This window comes from Marisediminitalea sp., assembly GCF_984433645.1.
The window spans coordinates 1-18253 of sequence record NZ_CFIDRX010000036.1 but is presented as its reverse complement, the minus strand read 5'-3'; the positions used below and the strand labels follow the sequence as shown (position 1 = coordinate 18253).

Below are 18253 nucleotides of genomic sequence, written 5' to 3'. Positions count from 1 at the left end.
CTCGTTAACCGGCAATCCCGGCAAATGGATTATCTCTAAATAGCAATAAGCGGAGTGATTAAGACGCCTTCGACAGAATCTTAGTCAACCGTTTGCGAACAAGGGATTTTTTAATGAACCCCAAGTGCGAGGTCAGGCTGTCAAAATCAGCGTCAATTTTACGATTAATATCCATCATATCAGCCGGCCACTGCTCACAGGGTAAGGCGTCCAAAAACACTTCCTGAATTTTACCCAGCTCATATCGCGCAATACGGTTTATATACAGCTTGATATCACTGCGCTTAAATACCGACAACTTTTCAAAGTCATATCCCACACCCTCGATCCAAGTGGTGCGGTCAGGCAAATTGAAATCGGTAAACTTCAGGTCCGTATTCGCGGCCTTGGTCAGAAAAGAGTCAATCCAGTTAAGACCTACGGGAAGACGAAATGGGGTTTCCCTTATCCGCTCTACAAAGGCGTGCTTCATACCGTATAAGTTACCAAAGAAGCAAGCGCGCTCTATGACCAGGCTTCGGTAGAAATCGATATTCCTGCCAGTCAGGGGCATCCCTGCGATGACAACCGTACTGTCGCCAGTATTTACAAGCTTCTCAGCCATTTGTTCAAAACAATGTGAAGAGAATTGTACATCGGCGTCGGTAAAAAAGTGCACATCAACGTCATCAGCCAGTTCATGTAAATAAGTATTCCATGCGTTGCACTTATCACCCAGCTCAATCTCAACCACATTAAGTCGGCTAAAGCCGAGTTTTTCCTTAACCCTGTTGGCAATGGCTACCGTATCATCCGAGCAGCCATTTGCGATCAGATAAAAGCAGTTAAGTTGCGCATTAACGTTGTTAAAAATACTGGTGATTGATGCTTCGATATTGTCTTGCTCGTTATATGCAAACATAACAATATTGTAGTTTATGCTTGTCACGCGACTGCTTTCCCCGCTCTGTGAACCTGACCGGGCATGCGTTTCGGCGGCACCGGTTGCTCTTTTATAATATCTTCACCTGTTGAACGTTTTGCCAGGTAATAGTTTGCCGTGATCAACAATAATAAGAAGTAAAACGGCTCGAATATAATCAGGTCCAAAAACAATGCACCGGTGAAATAGCCAACTAATCCAGCCATACAGGACATATTGATGTAATCAAACGTCGAGTTTGTCACCACCCTTTTGCGGACAAATTTAAACTGTTTCCAGGACACCCAGAAAAACGATAAATAAATTAACCCTGCGAAGATGCCGGTGTTGGCAGCAAAGTTCAAAAACGTATTGTGGGCAACGTGCGGCGACTTGCCTGGAAACAACAAACGCGATGCATACTGGAACCGTTGTGGGCCAGCGCCAAGCAATGGATATTCCTGAACAATATCAATACCTACTGACCAGGATACCAAACGCGGGTTCAACGGCTTGTCACCTGATTCGGTTTGCGCTTGTTCAACCGTATTCGATGTTCGCTGAGTCAGCATTCCCCCCTGATATACCAGCATTGCTACAAACCCAACCCCCATCAGAATATTCAGGCTTTTTGATTTCACCTGCATCGCAAAAAACAGGGTAACCGCAGCTGCGCTGAGCAAGGCCCCTCGTGATGCAAACAAAATCAGGGCGTGCCATATAAACGGGATGGTCAGTAGCAAGCCGTACTTTAACCACTTATTTGGGAAATAACGCGCGCCAAACATGACAAAGCCAAGGCCACTGGTCAACACTATGGATGTGACATTTCCGTCGGTATAAGGACTGAGTGCGGGCCCCATCAGGCGCCCCTGATTAAACTGCGCCCAGTTGGCACTGAGATAGTGATCATTCGCCCAATAGGCGTAATACACGGTAACGAAAATGTACATAAAACCAAAAAACTTAATGGTTGTTTCCTGGTTTATCAGTGGCAACACAAAAAAGTACATAATGGCAATAGTCGTAAAGTTACTGACTACCAGGTCGCCGCTCACGAGTGAAAAGTAACTCTCAAACGGGGTTAATGCATTTGACAGATGAAAAATGATGGCAAGGCCCAATACGCCTTTGAATTGCCCGGATTTATAAACTTCCCAACGAATATTGCCCTGGAATGCATGCCATATCCAGGCGAGGATCGTGATAACGGCAGAAAATTTAAACACCGAGAAATCTTCGAAAGCCCAGAACCAGATATACTGCGGTTGCATAACGGACACAATGGAATAGACCAACGCGGCAATCCAGGGTGCTTTGAACAGCATGACGAAGCTGGCAATCAGCGATAAATAGAGGGCTAACTTAACCATTCAGTGTCACCACATTGATACCTGTTTTATTCTGCACGCTTGCCGTCCCTTTCTCTATTTCACTACCTGTGTGCTATGCGTTATATTTTGCACAATCTCACGCGCTCTGACCAGTAGTGTGCTGCACACAGCGCCAGTTTGTTTACTGCGACTGTCCACCTGAACCAAATTTCGCCTTCATCCTGGCATTGCCGGTCTTGAAACGCGCAGCAATTTGATCGTCGTAGTGCTCGGGGTAGTGCCCTTTTACCGGTAACCGTTTAATTAGCCACCGCCAGCCGCGCACCCAAAGACTGTTGTAACTCAGGTTAATAAAGTTATTGCTGCAACACTGGTTTAACCGCCTGATTAAGCGGATATTGTTATAGTCCGAGGAGCGATTTGACGCTTTGCCCCTAATCGAGAACTCATCCGGCGAGAACGATAAAGCCAGGCTACTGACGAAATGGTGAATAAGCCCCTCGCCTTTTAATGCACCGGGTTTACGTCCAATCTCAGCGATATGAATGTTGTCGCCACCAAAATACGCAGCCCAGATATCCAACTGGTAGGCATAATCAAATTCAGATTCGGCCTGCACTGTGTCAACAAAATCCGGATAGGACTGTTTCCCCATCGCCGGGCCATGAATTAACTGAGCGTATACGCTTTTGGCCATAGCAACCTGGTCACGAAAATAAAACAGCACGGACACGGATGAAAAATGCGGGGTTAATGTTGCTGCTAATCGCGCTATTGCACGTTCGTTTAAACACTGGGAGTACAGGGATTCCGACGAAATAACCATACTGTGGAATCGACCGTCTTTCTTGGCGTCTTCCAGTTTTTGCAGCAACGTGACTTCAAACTGGTCAATAAACTGTTTTAGCGCATTGTCATGAAACGCCTGAAGCGTATTAATAAAGTAATCTGCATTGTCCGGATAACCGGCCCAGGCAGCCAGCTGCCAGTGGTCCCTGAAGGTCAAATCGTCGTCGACATAGTAACCACGTTCGGTCAATGCAGCCTGATTGTCCTCTAAGAATGCCTGAATGGAGGTAGAGCCGGCTTTATGACTACCTATGTGCAAATACAACTTCACTGTTACTGCCCCTGCACAAGTCGCGACATAACGCGATCTGCCCCAAAATGTGCCACCACATTATCAATACAAACGTCATTCTGACCGCTTTGTACGTTGTCCTGCGCTAGTCCGGAATCATGTGTGGAGCGCCAGTTAACAATATTGAAAGGCTGGCTTGCCAGTCTGGCATCAAACCCGTTTAATTTGGCGCAAAAGAAGAACCATACATCATCGGCGGTGGGTGCCAACGCCATGAAAAGTGATGCTTCTGTCACTTCAGGAAGAAAGCACTCAGGCGGGTAGAGTACGCCGCCTATACCGGTCGGAAAAATAACACCTTGTCGTTGCTGAGTATTCATTTCCCATGACGAATAGGGACCAATACGCCCGTCAATAATAGCGGGCTGGTGCGCCCGGTAAGCAATTATGCCCGGCTTCTTTTGATAGTCCGCTACCAGCCCGGCCAACCACTCCCGGGTGTAATTCACATCGTCATCCGCGGTTACCATCACATGTTGCGGATAAGCATTTAGCGCTGGTATCAACTTTTTATATGAACGCGTATCAGAGCAGGTGCGGATATGAAAAAATGTGACGCGTTCTTGAAGTGATATAATCTCTTCAGGCAGCAGCGCAATGTCGTTTTCGGCTAGCCATAACACCAAAGCATCAGGCCGCACAGACTGATTAATCAATGTTTTCAGGGTAAGCAGCAGGGTGTCAAATCTGGGCGGATACGAGGTGAGATTCACCGTTAAGGGTTGCGACAGACTGTGTTTCTCAGATGCAGGACGCAAGGGCTGAAATCGAACTTTTTTTTCTGCAAGCCAAGACTCTAACTGCCAGTATTTTTGTTTGATTGCCTGCATACAAACTGTTCTGCTGTGTGGAAATGTCGATACACCTGAATAAGATAAATCATAGGTTACAGTAAAAAGGTCACACTGCAACAGTAAATTAACGCGTGGAGCGCACCGCAACGGAGAGAAACACGAGCTGCCCTTCCAAAACTAGACTAATTTGCCTAGTATGCTGCATAAACAAATCCGTTATCCGTCGGTTACACCACACGCCAGCCTAAAAGAGTAGTGAGACATGCAGTCTATGGGATTCAGAAGCGACATTAACTTCTTACGCGCCATTGCGGTTGTGCTGGTCGTCGTATTTCACTTTTCGAATGTCGCGTTACCTGGCGGATTTGTCGGTGTTGACATCTTTTTCGCGATTTCCGGCTACCTGATGACCGGTATTATATTCAGTCAGATTCAAAAACAGCGCTTCTCACTGCTGAGTTTTTATCTGGCTCGTGCTAAGCGCATAATTCCTGCGCTTTCTGTTATGGTACTCAGCGTCTTAATTTACGCGTGGTTCTATTTATTTGACGTTGAATTCATCAAACTGTTGAAACACGCCTTTTCGTCGCTGTTGTTCTATTCCAATGTGGTGTACTGGCAGGAAGCGGGCTACTTCTCAGCCAGCGCCCATCAAAACTGGCTTCTGCATACCTGGTCACTGTCTGTGGAATGGCAGTTCTATATGGTCTATCCCATCATTTTGTTACTGCTAACCAAGGTCATAGGTCTTCGCTGGACAAAACTACTCATTATCCTTGGTGCAATTGCCAGTTTTGCTGCCGCGGTCTATGCCAGCAATATCTGGCCTGACCCGGCGTATTTTTCACTGCCTACCCGAGCCTGGCAAATGATGGTAGGTGGCATTGCCTTTTTGTATCCCGTCACGTTTAACACTTCATCGCAGAGAGCCGTGTCTTTGTTGGGGCTGGCCATTATGCTGATATCTGCCGCGTGGGTATCGCCAGAGATGAACTGGCCAGCCTGGCCGAGTGCCCTGCCAATCCTTGGCGCCTATTTGTTTTTAATCGCCGATGCCAGTAAATCACTGCCTGTCTATAATACTGCAGTATTCAAGTATACCGGGCGTTGGTCCTATTCTATTTATCTGTGGCACTGGCCGATCGTGGTTTGGATGAATAACCAAAGTTTCGCTGTCGATGTGCCAATTATTCTCGGCGGTATTGCGCTGTCGGTTGTGTTAGGCGCGTTGTCGTTTTGGGCTATCGAGTCACGCCGCGTACCGGTTTTACACGTTGTTATATTTGCAGCTGCATCAACCTTTGCGGCGACAGCAAACAGTTTCGGGCTGGGTGAAACCTCACTGCGCACCCTCTCCCACTCTCCAAGCAATACTGCGCTTTACCACTACGAAGCCATCCGGCAAAAAATGGCAGATGAAAACAATACCCTCACTTGCCGGTTAAGCAGCAATAAAGATCGTCACGGTAACTTTGCCTACCCGGCTCCTTGTATCGACTGGGAGCAACAGCATGGTCTGCTGTTTTGGGGCGACTCTCATGCAGAGTCATTTTCGCGGGGCGTATTACCGGGTTTACCACAACAACAGTCAGTCAGCCGTATCTTTTCTTCCGGCTGTCGTCCCTCTTTTGACATGAAAGTCGGTGATTCTTCAGTATTTCGACGCGCCTGTGATCAGGCTAATGAAACGGCCAGAACATTTGTCAGTAAGCAGCGCCCTGACACCGTAATCATCGGTATGAAAGATCAACACGAAATGATGGACTGGGATAACATTATTGCCTTCCTCAAAGCCAACGGCACCGAGCAAATCATTGTGATAGGCCCGACACCACAATATTACCCCACCGTGCCGCTGAATTACGTAAAACAAGGTGAAGGCGAGACCTTAACATCGTACAAACTGGACTACGCGATTCCCGCAACGGATGCAAAACTGGCCTCCATTCTGGCTGATTATGATGTGAGATATATTTCTTTGTTCAGTCATTTATGCGACAAGAGCGGAGATGCATATCGTTGCAGCGTGAAACTGAACGGTGAGTTGTACAGCTTCGACTATGGCCATTTAACACCGGAATCGGCGCGCATCCTGGCAAATGAGTTACTCTTCGACCCAGGCTATTTATAGGCGCGCTCGAGGCCAGTCATCAAGGTTGCTTTTTAATGACGTAGTGGTCGACAGCCCAGTAGACCTGTTTTGCGTCGGACAGCTCTCCCCATTTCAGTCCCTGCATCAGCACTTTCCAGGCGAAGCCCCATTGTTTATGGGCCAGGCACTGGCCAAATGCGGTAGGCCACAGCAGTCTGATTCTGGAGGTGAGCGCACGCTTTACAGCTTCATCTTTGCGCAAACTCAGCTTGACCGCTTCACTGGCCACCAACACCGCAAACGAAACCTGGCGATAACCAAAGCGTTTACCAATACCGTCGTCCCGTCGGTCAATGCAAATAGTAATACGGTCCACATAGACGTAAGGACCCTGCAGCGCAACGCGAAGGCAAAAATCAAAATCGTTGGACGCAAGTACGTGTTGTCGTCCCTGCATTGCTTTTTTAGCGGCGGCTTTCGTTGCCATCAGGTTCATTGAGATAGTGAAACACCCATTTTGCAGTAAGGCTGTTAGCGGGTCAGCCAGCACTCCGTCGGGATCGGTATCCGGCAAAGCCTGTTCCTGATGCCAACTGCCATCCATCTCACCGACTTTTGCATAGGCCATTACGCATTCGGGATGGGCCACCAGCGCTTCATATAAGCACTGCAAATAATGGGGTTCAGCGACATCATCGGAGTCTAAAAACGCAATATAGTCTCCGCGAGAAACCGTCACCCCATGGATGCGAGCTGCGCTGGCTCCCTGGTTTTCCTGGTTTACCAGACGCAATTTCGGGTCCGTGATATCACGCACAACCTCAGCAGTGTGGTCTGTTGAACCGTCATTCACAACTACCACCTCGAAGGGCACGTCGCATTGCTGGGCCAGCAAACTGTGAATGGCTCGTTCAATGACATCTTCCCGGTTATAAGCCGGAATGACGACACTAATGACTGGCTGGATACTGGTGCTCACTTGCGTTCCTTTGATGCTGGCACAGACTTCTTGGGCCCTACAATACGTGAAGGCTTTTTGTGAAACAAGCGCCACGACAAATCCACTTTTTGTCACCAAAGGCGCTTTTAGCCGCGTCAAACACTTGTTATCCGTCAATTACTTCATGTAATGTTGGCGTTATAAAACTCATGAACACACGACTACCCGCCCGACGTAACTAAGGCATTATTGAGCGATGAAGTACAGAAAGGATATTGACGGTTTACGAGCGGTAGCGGTGCTTCCGGTACTCATTTTTCACGCCAAGCTGGGCTTTTTCCATGGCGGTTTTCTTGGCGTTGACGTGTTTTTCGTGATCAGTGGCTTTCTGATCACGTCCATTCTGATAGAAGAAATATCGCAAAAGACGTTCTCGTTCGCGAATTTTTACGAACGTCGGGTTCGCCGCTTGTTACCTGCACTGATTTTTATGACCGCCGCCACATCCGTGCTTGCCTATCAGTTAATGATCACCGTTGACCTCAAAGGTTATGGCAACAGTCTGGTTGCCATGTCATTATTTTCGAGCAATATTTTCTTCTGGCTGGACAGCGGCTACTTTGACCGGGTTGCCGACTTAAAGCCTATGTTACACACCTGGAGTCTGGCTGTTGAAGAGCAATATTATTTCTTCTTCCCGCTAGTGTTGCTGATAGTGCTGCGCTGGGTTCCGAAACTGCTGACCTTAACTGTACTCACCATTCTGGTTATTAGCCTTGGCTTAGCGAGTTGGGCTGCAGTGAATGCACCTGATGCCAATTTTTACCTGCTGCCCACCCGGGCCTGGGAGCTCATGTTCGGCAGCCTGGCCAGCATACTCATATTCAATAATGTGCAAATTCTCGAGCGGTTATCGACGGCTAACGCCTTCAAAAACGGCGCCTTAATTGTGTTGTTTATTTGTTTGATCTGGTTTGATGAAAGTATTCCGCACCCGTCCATGCTGACTCTGATACCCGTATTGGCGACTCTCGTGCTGATAGTGATCCCAGCTCCGGACAGTCTGGCACATAAACTTCTGACCCTGCGCCCGATGGTCTTTACCGGGCTTATTAGCTACAGCCTGTACCTGTGGCATCAACCACTATTGGTCTTTAATCGTTATATGTCAGCCAAATCCGATGCGAGCGTGCGCATTGCGATTTTACTCGCCGCTTTTGCGTTGGCCTTTGTATCCTGGCGCTATATCGAAAAGCCGTTTAGACATCGAAATGTCACCACGCGAAAGCAGGTTTACAGTTTTTGCGCAATAAGCTTTGCGGCCATTATTGGTTTTGGATTGTTTGCCGGACAAGATGGCCTTCCCTCGCGGTATACCCATGAACAGCAAGCGCTGCTGTCGTATCTTCAATACAACGCGCCTGCGGGCCAGCCACAGGACAATGCGCATTGTTTCCTGGGCGAGGATGAAACCCATAAAGCGCTGTCAGCGTCCTGTTTTGACTCGGGGTCAGTGTTGTTATGGGGAGATTCACATGCCAACGCACTGGCAAAAGGGCTGCGCTATAAGCTCGGAGAAAAGTTAAATGAAACCACCAGCAGTGCCTGCCTGCCGCTTGTCGATACGCATTTTCCCCATCGAAAACATTGCCAGACAACAAACGACTTTGTGATTGAGCATATCCAGCAAGCAAATTACGACACTATCGTATTGCATGGCAACTGGATTAGTCACCCGGACAAAATTGACGCGCTCAGTGAAACACTTGCTGCGTTGCAGACTGTGAACGCCAGAATTATTGTTGTTGGAGGCGTACCTCACTACCTCCCAGATTTGCCGAGCTTTTTGCTGACTAAACGACTCTTGCTGGACGCTGACTCTGCACCGGTAAAGGTTGAACCAACCCTTTTTGCTGAAATCGAAGCGATCGACACCAAACTGGTGGCCGCGTCCGAACAGTTCGATAACGTAACCTTTGTTTCAGCGCTGGCATCATTTTGTGCCTCGCGTGAGCAATGCCAGGTAATCCTCCCTTCGGCAACAGAAGCCGGGCAATGGGTACCGGCAGCCTGGGACTACGGGCATGTCACACTGGAAGGTGCGCTGCTGTTATCAGATCAAATCCCAACAAACACAAATTAAAATTAAGCAATATAAAACAGATAGTTACATTAAATCACAGCAATAGTTTCGGGGTGTGATTTTGACTGGCAATCGGTTCAGTTACCACGTATTATTTAGGTATTCTACTCGCAATAAGCTGATTCCATTGTGAAAAATACTATTGCCTTTGTGCACAGCGTCGCCGAAATAGGCGGGGCAGAAAGGATGTCAGAAGCACTTATAGACGGACTGGCTGAACATGCAGAATTGGCGCCATTGTTGGTGGTGCCTGAGGCCGGCCCCTTTTCGGTTCATGTTGCTAAAAAGGGATGTCCTGTTTTAGTAACGGACCTGCCTCAACCCGAATTTAGCTCACCGCTTGGTACTATCCGGCACGCCTTTAAGTTAGCAAAGCAGTTTAAACAGGCAAACATATCCCTGTTACAGTGCGCAGACCTGGTATGTACCCGTGCCGTATTGCCGGCGGCTAAAATTGCAGGTATTCCCGTGTTGTGTCATATGCACTTCCCGGTAGAAGCGGGCTACGTTAACTGGGTATTCAAGCGCATGCCAAAACCTGCTGGCTTTGTGTACTGTAGTGAAGAGTTGATGCATGCTACGCAGACACCACTTGCCAACGCCTGCCCCCATGCCAGTCATGATGTCATTCACAATGGTGTGGATATTGAACGCTTTTCTCCTAACCTGAGCAGCAACGCCGTGCCCCATGTAGGCATTGTGGCAAACCTGCAAGAACGCAAAGGTCATATCGACTTCCTGGACATGGCGAAATTGCTGTCTGATCAGCAGTACAACGTACATTACGACATCATTGGCGGAGATATTCTGCAAGCTCCCCGGCAGTCTTTACTCGAAGACTATGCGTCATCACAGGGTATTCGCGACAAAGTGACCTTTCATGGTCAGGTAGACAATGTACTGGCGTTATTGGGCAAACTCGATGTAATGGTATGCGCCTCTCATCAGGAAGCATTCCCTGTATCGATTTTAGAAGCAATGGCCATGCAAAAGGCGATTGTATCGACTAATGTTAATGGTATACCCGAAGCGATTGTGGATGAACAATGTGGCATTCTTGTTCCACCACACAATCCACAAGCACTCAGCGACGGCGTTAAACGATTGCTGGACAACGAGTCGTTAAGGCAGGCTCTGGCCGATGCTGCAAGGCAACGGGTTGTATCCGAGTTTAGTTTACAAGCTTATCTGGACAAGTTTACCCGCGTATATCGTCGTACGCTGACAGGACAAAAGTGAGAAAAGAACACGTTGTAATGGTACCGGATTTTCGGGAAGGCAATCCGTACCAATCATTGTTAGCAAACCATTTGTCGGATCAGGACGTGCAGGTCTCATTCGATAAACTACCGCTTGGTTACTTTCCCTTTTCTGAGTTGAGCAAGCAGCATCCTGAGGCAACAATAATTCACCTGCACTGGCTCTCCCCCTTGTTGTTTGTATTGAGTTGGACTTCATCGCCTTTTAAAGCAAAACTGCGCGGCTTGTTGTTGGCGTTGGATTGTTTGTGGTTACGACTACGCGGGAAAAAAATCGTCTGGACCGTACACAATAAATTTTCCCACGAAAACTTCGACCGAACCGTTGAGCTGTTTGTTCGCCGCTTGCTGGTAAAGTCTGTATCCAATATCATTGTACACAGTCAATCGGCGGCTGACAGGCTGGCCGAAGCGTATGGAATGCCTGCTCTAAAAGGCAAGGCAAAGGTCATTTTCCACGGAAATTACGAAGGTATATATCCTCGTCCCGCCTCAGACCGGGATGCCTTGCTTAAAACCAAAAATATTCCGCCAGAGCATACTGTCATACTGAGCTTCGGCATGCTGCGTCCCTACAAAGGCATCGACAAGCTTGCTGCACTGTTTGCATCTGGCAAGGTACCTGACCATATTCATTTGTTAATTATGGGCAAAGCAGACAATGAAGACTATGCTGCGTCATTACAAACGGTGTGTGACAAGGCTGATAACGTTCATCTGACCCTGGGGTTTCTGACTGACGAGGCACTGGCAGACTGGCTGGGTGCAGCAGATATGGTTGCAGTGCCCTTTTCGGATACCCTGACGTCAGGGTCAGTCCTACTGGCCATGACAGAAGGTAAAGCGCTGTTATTACCAGAGCTATCAAAAGTGTTTGATTGCGTGCCGGATGAAGGCGCACTGTTTTATAGAGACGAAGATGACATGGTGAAACAACTGGCAGGCTTATCGGCCAGTGATGTTGCCAAAATGGGCGAAGCCAATAAAGTTGTCGCTCACAAGATGAATTGGCCGGATGTGGCCCGTTTAACGGCTGAACTCTACCAACGGTAACAAAGATGAAATGTATTATTGCCAGCCCGGTCGCTTGTTATCCCTCTGCTGCGGGGAATGCCGAGCGAGTCAGACAGTTACATGCCTGTCTGGAAAATTTGGGTTACGAGGTACATTTTGTGTTGTGCCCCATTCAGGCGATGTCAACTCAACTGAATGAGCCAGCCATGAAACAGATATTTGGCGATCGATTCCATCACCTGGACAATCATCCCCGTCCGCTGCAAAACGCGCTCATTAATTTTAAACGCCGTTACTACCATCGCATTCACAAGACGGGTTGGCTGTTTGATTTTATGTTGTCTGATGGCTATGTCTCCCGGCAAAGCTGCCAAACATTTAACCAACTGGTTAACGATATTGAACCGGACTTAATTCTGCTTGTTTACGGGTTTATGTCACCACTGCTCAAGCACCTGAACAACCGCTGTAAAGTGCTGGTCGACGCGCAGGACAAGTTCAGTTACCGCAATCGCGGTATCCGGCAAGCGGGAAGCGAAGGGTATTGGCTGAGCTTATTACCTTGGCAGGAGCGTTATTTACTGTCTCAGTCAGATATCGTGCTCGCCATTCAGGAACAGGAAGGTCAATATTTCAAAAGGCTGTTAGCAACAACACCGGCCGAGGTAGTTACACTGGATATTCTGGTTGCACCCGATCAGCCTGAAGCCACCCCGAGTAAAAACCCGGTCATAGGTTTCCTGGCATCGGGCAACCAGCACAATACTGAAGGTTTACAGCGTTTTATTGCACAGGTTTGGCCATCGCTCCTGGCACAATGCCCTCACGCCGTCCTTAAGGTGGCCGGTTCCGTAACAAAGAACATCACCACAGATGCTGACAACGTTGAATTAGTGGGCTGGGTTGACGATCTGAAAACGTTCTACCAACAATGCCGCCTGATTATCAATCCCTGCGAGACAGGTAGCGGATTAAAAATTAAAACTATTGAAGCCGTCGGCTTCGGTATCCCGGTCGTGTCAACGCCTTGTGGAGCAGCAGGTGTAGAGTTTCTGTTACCTGAGGAAAACGTGCAGGATTTAATCAGTCCCGCATTCACCCACCGGTGTCTAACGCTGTTACGCGATGAAGATGAAGCGCATCAACAAGCCAATTTGTGTTTTCAACGGTTACATCAACGGGTCAAACACAACCGAGCATTGTTAGCCTCATTGCTGCAAGACAGCTAGCGCCTGTTTATTCTTAAACCAAATTGTGTATTATGGCATTTGCAGTTAGCGCAAGGGACCCTAAACGTAATGCCGTTTGTTTCAGTCATTGTACCCAATTACAACCACGCCCGTTTTTTAACTGAACGCATCGACAGTATCCTTCAGCAGGATTATCAGGATTACGAACTGATTCTTCTGGACGATAAGAGTACCGACAACAGCGCTGAGGTACTGGCCTCTTACGCAACCCATCCCAAAGTCAGCCATTTAATTGTAAATGACGTCAACTCCGGTAGCCCTTTTGTTCAATGGCAAAAAGGACTTGAGCTAGCCCAGGGCGAATATATCTGGCTGGCTGAAAGTGATGATGTGGCAGCCCCCGACTTTTTATCCAAATTGACCCACTTTGCCGACAATGAAGCCGACGTGGCAATCGCATTTGCCCGCTCTTATCGCATTGACGAGCACGGAAATAATCAGGGCTTCAATGCATGGGGCGAAGTCATTCAACCCGCTCGCTGGACTGCCCCATTTGTTAATGCTGGCAACAGCGAGATTGCCCGGTTCCTGATCCATAGAAACACTATTCCTAATGCGTCTGCGGTATTGTTTAAACGGTCGTTGGGTTTAAAGTATATAAGTGACATTATGAACTACCGCTATTGTGGAGACTGGCTGTTTTGGATATTGCTGGCCTCTCATGGCAATGTGGCTTACAGCCCGGAGACATTTAACTACTTCAGACGGTATGACACCGCAACCAGTTTAAAACGCGACAGTGCGCGCCTGGCAGCGAGATTTGCCGAATACAATGCCGTCGTTGAAGCTGCTCTTGCCCGGCAAATGCCCGGGGCGAACGCGCCACTTCAGCACGACTGGATGATTGAGGAATGGATGGCCAATAAACAACACCTCACCTGGCTGGAATACCTCACACCGAATTTACGCCCGGCTCAGCGCCTACGCTTTTACAAAGCACTCATCAAACAAATAATAAAGCGTTAAGGAACCGCGATGAATCAAACGTTTTGTACTATTAGTTCGTACAGCTTTATGCCTTATGTACTGTCACTGCACGACTCGCTGAAACAGTTTAACCCCGACATTCATTTACATGTCATGATCTCCGATCCGGTTAGCGACGAAGACTTAAAGCGATACCATAAAGACAATTTATTCGTGACGAGTTACCAGGTGCTGTGTGAGGATGGCATGGGAAAAGCGATTTGCGATAAATACGCGCAACAAGACCAGAACTTATTTCGCTGGGCAATGAAATCGGTGTTAACACGCTACTTATTAAATACGTACGACAAGGTAATTTGCGCCGACTGCGATCTGAACTTCTTCAGTGATTACCAGTTCCTGTTTGATAAACTCGATACCGCCAGTGTGTTACTCACTCCACACATGCGATGTTCCGATCCGACCATAGATCCTCATGACTTTCAGCTAAACTTTGTAGATGGCATGTACAATGCGGGATTCGTCGCAGCGTCTAAAGCCGGTATCCCAGCGATGGAATACTGGGCAAAGTGCTGTTTATTCAAGTGTGAAGTCAATGGCGCAGAAGGATATTTCGCAGACCAGCGGTATCTGGATATCCTGCCAACCCGCTTTGAAGGCGTCGAATCACTTCGTCATCGGGGCTGTAATGTGGGTAACTGGAATCAAGTGGACTGCAAGCGTGAGCTGGTAGACGGTGAAGTCAAAATTAACGGTGAATTCGACGTCGTATTTATCCATTTTACGAAGAGTATGTTTCGTGGCATCTACACTGGCTCAGATGCGCTTCTGAAACCCTTTGCCGATAAATATGCGGACCGGGTAAAAAAGTTTGGTGGACCTGACCTATGGGCAGATCTCACCACGCAGTTTGAAGAAGAGCAACGTCAGGCCGAGAAGAAAGCAGGCGCTGAATACCGCAAGAACAAGCTTAAACGCATGCTTGGTCTGAGCAGAGGCTAAGCGCTCATTAAGGTTGCTGACGTTTTCTGCAGCCTTTAAACGAACCTATCACACTACGCATGCTGTTGACGAAGAGAAGCAAAATACGCTTCCTCGCCAATCATTTGTTTTAATGCCTCAATCGACTGCTTAGCGGCGACAGACAGGGTTAGCCTAAGCGCCTCGTCGTTCAATAAGGTTACGATTTTAGCTGCCATTGCTGAAGTATCGTGCTCATCTACTACAAAACCGGTCTCACCATCCTGAATGAGATCGGCTATCCCCTGATGTCGCGTGCTAACGACAGGTAGCCCGCCCAGCATTGCTTCTGATACAGACACGGGTGTCCCCTCCCGGTCTCCATCGCTACTGACAACCGAATGCTGAACATATATCGTGGCTTCTTGCATTAAGGTAGCTACGTCATCGTGAGATTTCGCACCGAGAAAACGAACATTTGGTATAGCTAAATCGTCACACAAGCTCGTACAAACGGGTAACAGCGGACCATCACCTACCATGGTCAAAGACGCGTCAGGGCATTGCTGAAGTACTTTCTGAAACGCAAGCAATGTCAGCCACGGGGCCTTCTTCTCTACAAATCGTCCTACGGAAAGTAGATGCTGCCCGCTATTCTGATACTGATGATTGCTAAAACCGTTGTAAGGCAAGCACGGCAGGTACTTAATTTTGTCCGGGTTACACCCTAGCGAGACTAACTGCTCTGTCATTGAAGTACTGACTGAAATAACTGACTTGGCAAACGTAAACAAGCGGGCATATTTGTCTTTGTAGTGGTCAATGACATCGTATTTAAATGCATCATAACCATGGAAGTGAACAATCAGGTCGATGCCCAGCTTTTCACAGGCATTCATGGCGCCCACGCCAATCGGCCCAAACTCGGCAAAGCAGCAAGTGACGTTCTGCGATTTCAATAAATGAGCCAGCGTATAGTCGTAGTAGTCATTCGCTATACCCAGGACTTTTTTAGCCCGGTAAGCCAGCTTATGAGTAATAGAGGGCTCAAACCCATCCATCCTGAACGGCGTACTGCCACCGTGGATAACAATACAATTTTCACCCAACATATCGATATGGCGGCGCACAAAGGTTTCGCTAACCTGATTATTGGAAGCTACCAGTACGGCAACTGTCATGACTTACCCCGTTATTAATTCAAATCTGACCGGATACAAGCCAGCCTGAGTTTACCGATTTATACCATATCATAACTGTACATTATTCAAACGGTTATAGCTGTTTTTTCCAACAATTGTTGCCAGTACCACTGGGTAGGGGGCAATGTCTGTAATTAGTCGGCAATGGTGTTAAAGATTTGCTCAGCGCGTCTGGCCGCATTCTCCCAGTCGAATTGACTGACTGCGTGCTCGCGTCCCGCACGACCATATTCATTCGCTAGCGCAGGGGATTGTAGGAAGCTCGCTACGGCACTGGCCAACGCTTCAGGTTTAGTTGCATCTACGATTTTACCCGTTTGCTCGGCTATCAATGTTTCTTTGGTGCCGCCGGAGTCGCCGGCAATCACCGGTTTCGCGCAGGCTTGCGCTTCTACCAGTACCATGCCAAACCCTTCGATATCCTGTCCTTCTGTGCGGTTTGGCAAAATAAACACATCGCAGTGCTGATAGCACTTAATCATGGTGTCATCGTCACAGGCAGTGAGGATGTCTACATGCGCTTGCACCCCAAGTCGCTCGACCGTATCCCTCAATAACTGCTCACATTCGCCATGACCTATAACCACATAGTGCGCTTGCGGACATACTGATAACACCTGAGGCATCGCCTCGATCATCTTGTCCTGCCCTTTGCGCGCCTGCAGACGCCCAACGGTGACAATTAGTTGCTTATTTTGCCAGCCCATTTTAGCCAGAAATCCGTTATCAGGCTGTGCTAATGGAACAAACTTGTTGGTATCTGCGCCTGGGTGCATCACCACCACTTTTGACATCACACTGTTATCTACTCGCTCAACGATGCCAGCGCTATTGTGACTGTTACAAATTATTTTTGCCGCGCTTCGCATAACCATTTTCGTGAGACTATTTAACTCACGTGACAATGCACTGGCTTCCAGGTCCTCGCCATGTACGTAACAAGCATAGGGAACACCCAGCGTTTTGTTGATAAAAAACGCCATGAGCCCCTCTGGTAATACACGGCCACAATGTATCATTTCAATCTTGTTTGCTTTTACCAGCTTGCGAAGCCGGCGATAGCTACGATAGTAGTATTTAAGCCCTTCCAGACTGGCCAGTCCCCATTGCGGGCTATATAAAGGCATGCGAGTTATGGGCAGATCAGACTGCGCATCGAACGCTTCAACATCCGGTTGCTCGTCTGCAACGACCAGATAATTATCACCTAAACGGGAATAGAGCTCCCAAAACCATCGGCCACTTCCACCCGACGCAGGTGGAAAATTCTGACTGAGCACCAGGGTTTTCAATGTGAACTCCAGTTATGTCTTTAATTTGTACAGAAATATAACAGCAGAATACCCGCGCCCCCTCCGGCTGTAAACAGGAATTGCCGAAGAAACCCATATTCACAGCAGGTCTTTACCTATTGGCAAGTTGGCCTGATAAACACATTACAACCTAATGATTAAATGGCATTTATTGGATAAACACTGGTATCTATACGCAGTGAGTCAATTCCATCGATTCAAACTGCCCTAGTAGCAAGTGGAGTAACAGCAAATTCGACGTGAAAAATCGCGGTTCAACCAGGGAGGTTTATTCGACAGCAGGCAGGTAAAGAAATCGGTTATTTAACCACGCGAGTTTTTCGTAAGATGAAGAATTATCGGAAAATATTGCGCCTTTTTATTCACAATAAAGCGTAATACACTAACGTTACTGTTCGAGTGCGACACAACAAGGATTTCTTTTGCATTGCCTTTATTTAGCTCAGCGTGTGCCCTTTCCCCCTAACAAAGGAGAGAAACTACGCTCGTTCCATCAGATAAACTTTTTACGGCAACAAGGCATTGCTATTTCTGTTGCAGCCCCTGTTGAAAACGATGATGAACTTCCTTACTTTGACCAGTTGCGTGACCAGTATGCTTGTCAGGTTTATCACGCCGCACTGGGCAATAAACTCGCCCGTTACGGCTTGGGTTTTCTTGGCAACGCATCAATGAGTGAAGCCCACTTTTACAGCAGGGCGCTGCAAACGCAAATCGATGACGTGCTGGCAGGTGGCGATATAGACGCCATTGTGTGCACGGCATCCAGCATGGCAAACTACGTCTTTCGCTCGCATGTCCTTAAGACGAGCGCCGTCAAGCCAACACTGATCATGGACTTTATGGACATGGACTCGAACAAGTGGGATCAATACACAAACGCCGCACGTTTTCCCATGAGCTGGGTTTACCGGCGTGAGGCCGCCTGCGTAAGACGGTTAGAAAAGCGTGTGGGTAATACCTTCGATGCCTGCTTCTTCAGA

14 protein-coding genes and 1 pseudogene are annotated in these 18253 nt (G+C 48.0%); 8 read left to right on the top strand and 7 right to left on the bottom strand.

The window, feature by feature from the left end:
* Nucleotides 1–58: 58 nt before the first annotated feature.
* The 4 genes from AC4MRN_RS06960 to AC4MRN_RS06945 all read right to left on the bottom strand — a co-directional run bounded on the left by AC4MRN_RS06960 (nt 59) and on the right by AC4MRN_RS06945 (nt 4206).
* Complete coding sequence (locus AC4MRN_RS06960) at nt 59–928, bottom strand: glycosyltransferase family A protein (protein WP_084526251.1); 870 nt, start codon at nt 926–928, stop codon at nt 59–61.
* On the bottom strand, nt 925–2274 hold the full coding sequence (locus tag AC4MRN_RS06955) for an O-antigen ligase family protein (RefSeq protein ID WP_073319500.1): 1350 nt from the start codon (nt 2272–2274) through the stop codon (nt 925–927). Before AC4MRN_RS06955 ends, AC4MRN_RS06960 begins: the two co-directional genes overlap by 4 nt.
* A 142-nt stretch (nt 2275–2416) precedes the next feature.
* On the bottom strand, nt 2417–3355 hold the full coding sequence (locus AC4MRN_RS06950) for a hypothetical protein (protein ID WP_370241306.1): 939 nt from the start codon (nt 3353–3355) through the stop codon (nt 2417–2419).
* Nucleotides 3356–3357: 2 nt separating this feature from the next.
* On the bottom strand, nt 3358–4206 hold the full coding sequence (locus AC4MRN_RS06945; RefSeq protein ID WP_491202864.1) for a hypothetical protein: 849 nt from the start codon (nt 4204–4206) through the stop codon (nt 3358–3360).
* A 226-nt stretch (nt 4207–4432) separates the two neighbouring features.
* On the opposite strand from AC4MRN_RS06945, the gene AC4MRN_RS06940 reads away from it, so the two are divergent.
* Entirely contained in the window at nt 4433–6301 is a 1869-nt protein-coding gene (locus AC4MRN_RS06940) for an acyltransferase family protein (protein ID WP_491202863.1), read from the top strand.
* A gap of 19 nt (nt 6302–6320) precedes the next feature.
* Here the strand turns inward: AC4MRN_RS06940 and AC4MRN_RS06935 are convergent, their stop codons facing one another.
* Nucleotides 6321–7241 carry a glycosyltransferase family 2 protein gene (locus AC4MRN_RS06935; protein WP_491202862.1) on the bottom strand — a complete coding sequence of 307 codons (921 nt, stop codon included), beginning with the start codon at nt 7239–7241 and terminating at the stop codon, nt 6321–6323.
* A 217-nt stretch (nt 7242–7458) separates the two neighbouring features.
* Here AC4MRN_RS06935 and AC4MRN_RS06930 point away from each other — a divergent pair, with 217 nt between their 5' ends.
* The 6 genes from AC4MRN_RS06930 to AC4MRN_RS06905 all read left to right on the top strand — a co-directional run bounded on the left by AC4MRN_RS06930 (nt 7459) and on the right by AC4MRN_RS06905 (nt 14797).
* Nucleotides 7459–9345 (top strand): acyltransferase family protein, encoded by a 1887-nt coding sequence (locus AC4MRN_RS06930; RefSeq protein ID WP_491202861.1) that lies wholly within the window; start codon nt 7459–7461, stop codon nt 9343–9345.
* A 129-nt stretch (nt 9346–9474) separates the two neighbouring features.
* A complete protein-coding gene (locus tag AC4MRN_RS06925) occupies nt 9475–10584 on the top strand; it encodes a glycosyltransferase (protein WP_491202860.1) in 1110 nt (369 codons plus the stop codon).
* The gene (locus tag AC4MRN_RS06920) at nt 10581–11657 is read left to right on the top strand and encodes a glycosyltransferase (protein WP_491202859.1); all 1077 of its coding nucleotides are present in this window, start codon (nt 10581–10583) and stop codon (nt 11655–11657) included. Before AC4MRN_RS06925 ends, AC4MRN_RS06920 begins: the two co-directional genes overlap by 4 nt.
* A gap of 5 nt (nt 11658–11662) precedes the next feature.
* On the top strand, nt 11663–12847 hold the full coding sequence (locus AC4MRN_RS06915) for a glycosyltransferase (RefSeq protein WP_073319522.1): 1185 nt from the start codon (nt 11663–11665) through the stop codon (nt 12845–12847).
* Nucleotides 12848–12886: 39 nt separating this feature from the next.
* On the top strand, nt 12887–13834 hold the full coding sequence (locus tag AC4MRN_RS06910; protein ID WP_490402561.1) for a glycosyltransferase family 2 protein: 948 nt from the start codon (nt 12887–12889) through the stop codon (nt 13832–13834).
* A 9-nt stretch (nt 13835–13843) separates the two neighbouring features.
* Nucleotides 13844–14797, top strand: coding sequence for a hypothetical protein (locus tag AC4MRN_RS06905; protein WP_073319528.1), 954 nt, complete (start codon nt 13844–13846; stop codon nt 14795–14797).
* A gap of 53 nt (nt 14798–14850) precedes the next feature.
* Here AC4MRN_RS06905 and AC4MRN_RS06900 read toward each other — a convergent pair whose 3' ends face one another.
* Both AC4MRN_RS06900 and AC4MRN_RS06895 read right to left on the bottom strand, forming a co-directional pair.
* Nucleotides 14851–15936 carry a glycosyltransferase gene (locus AC4MRN_RS06900; protein ID WP_491202858.1) on the bottom strand — a complete coding sequence of 362 codons (1086 nt, stop codon included), beginning with the start codon at nt 15934–15936 and terminating at the stop codon, nt 14851–14853.
* Nucleotides 15937–16091: 155 nt separating this feature from the next.
* The gene (locus AC4MRN_RS06895; protein ID WP_491202857.1) at nt 16092–17249 is read right to left on the bottom strand and encodes a glycosyltransferase family 4 protein; all 1158 of its coding nucleotides are present in this window, start codon (nt 17247–17249) and stop codon (nt 16092–16094) included.
* Between the two features lie 443 nt (nt 17250–17692).
* Between AC4MRN_RS06895 and AC4MRN_RS06890 the strand changes: the two are divergent.
* Nucleotides 17693–18253 (top strand): annotated as a pseudogene (locus AC4MRN_RS06890) (TIGR03087 family PEP-CTERM/XrtA system glycosyltransferase); the annotation flags it as partial.

What these genes read in the sequence shown, in the direction of transcription:
- AC4MRN_RS06955 (WP_073319500.1), bottom strand. Translation starts at nt 2,274, where the DNA reads ATGGTTAAGTTAGCCCTCTATTTATCGCTGATTGCCAGCTTCGTCATG.
- AC4MRN_RS06915 (WP_073319522.1), top strand. Translation starts at nt 11,663, where the DNA reads ATGAAATGTATTATTGCCAGCCCGGTCGCTTGTTATCCCTCTGCTGCG.
- AC4MRN_RS06930 (WP_491202861.1), top strand. Translation starts at nt 7,459, where the DNA reads ATGAAGTACAGAAAGGATATTGACGGTTTACGAGCGGTAGCGGTGCTT.
- AC4MRN_RS06905 (WP_073319528.1), top strand. Translation starts at nt 13,844, where the DNA reads ATGAATCAAACGTTTTGTACTATTAGTTCGTACAGCTTTATGCCTTAT.
- AC4MRN_RS06945 (WP_491202864.1), bottom strand. Translation starts at nt 4,206, where the DNA reads ATGCAGGCAATCAAACAAAAATACTGGCAGTTAGAGTCTTGGCTTGCA.
- AC4MRN_RS06900 (WP_491202858.1), bottom strand. Translation starts at nt 15,936, where the DNA reads ATGACAGTTGCCGTACTGGTAGCTTCCAATAATCAGGTTAGCGAAACC.
- AC4MRN_RS06940 (WP_491202863.1), top strand. Translation starts at nt 4,433, where the DNA reads ATGCAGTCTATGGGATTCAGAAGCGACATTAACTTCTTACGCGCCATT.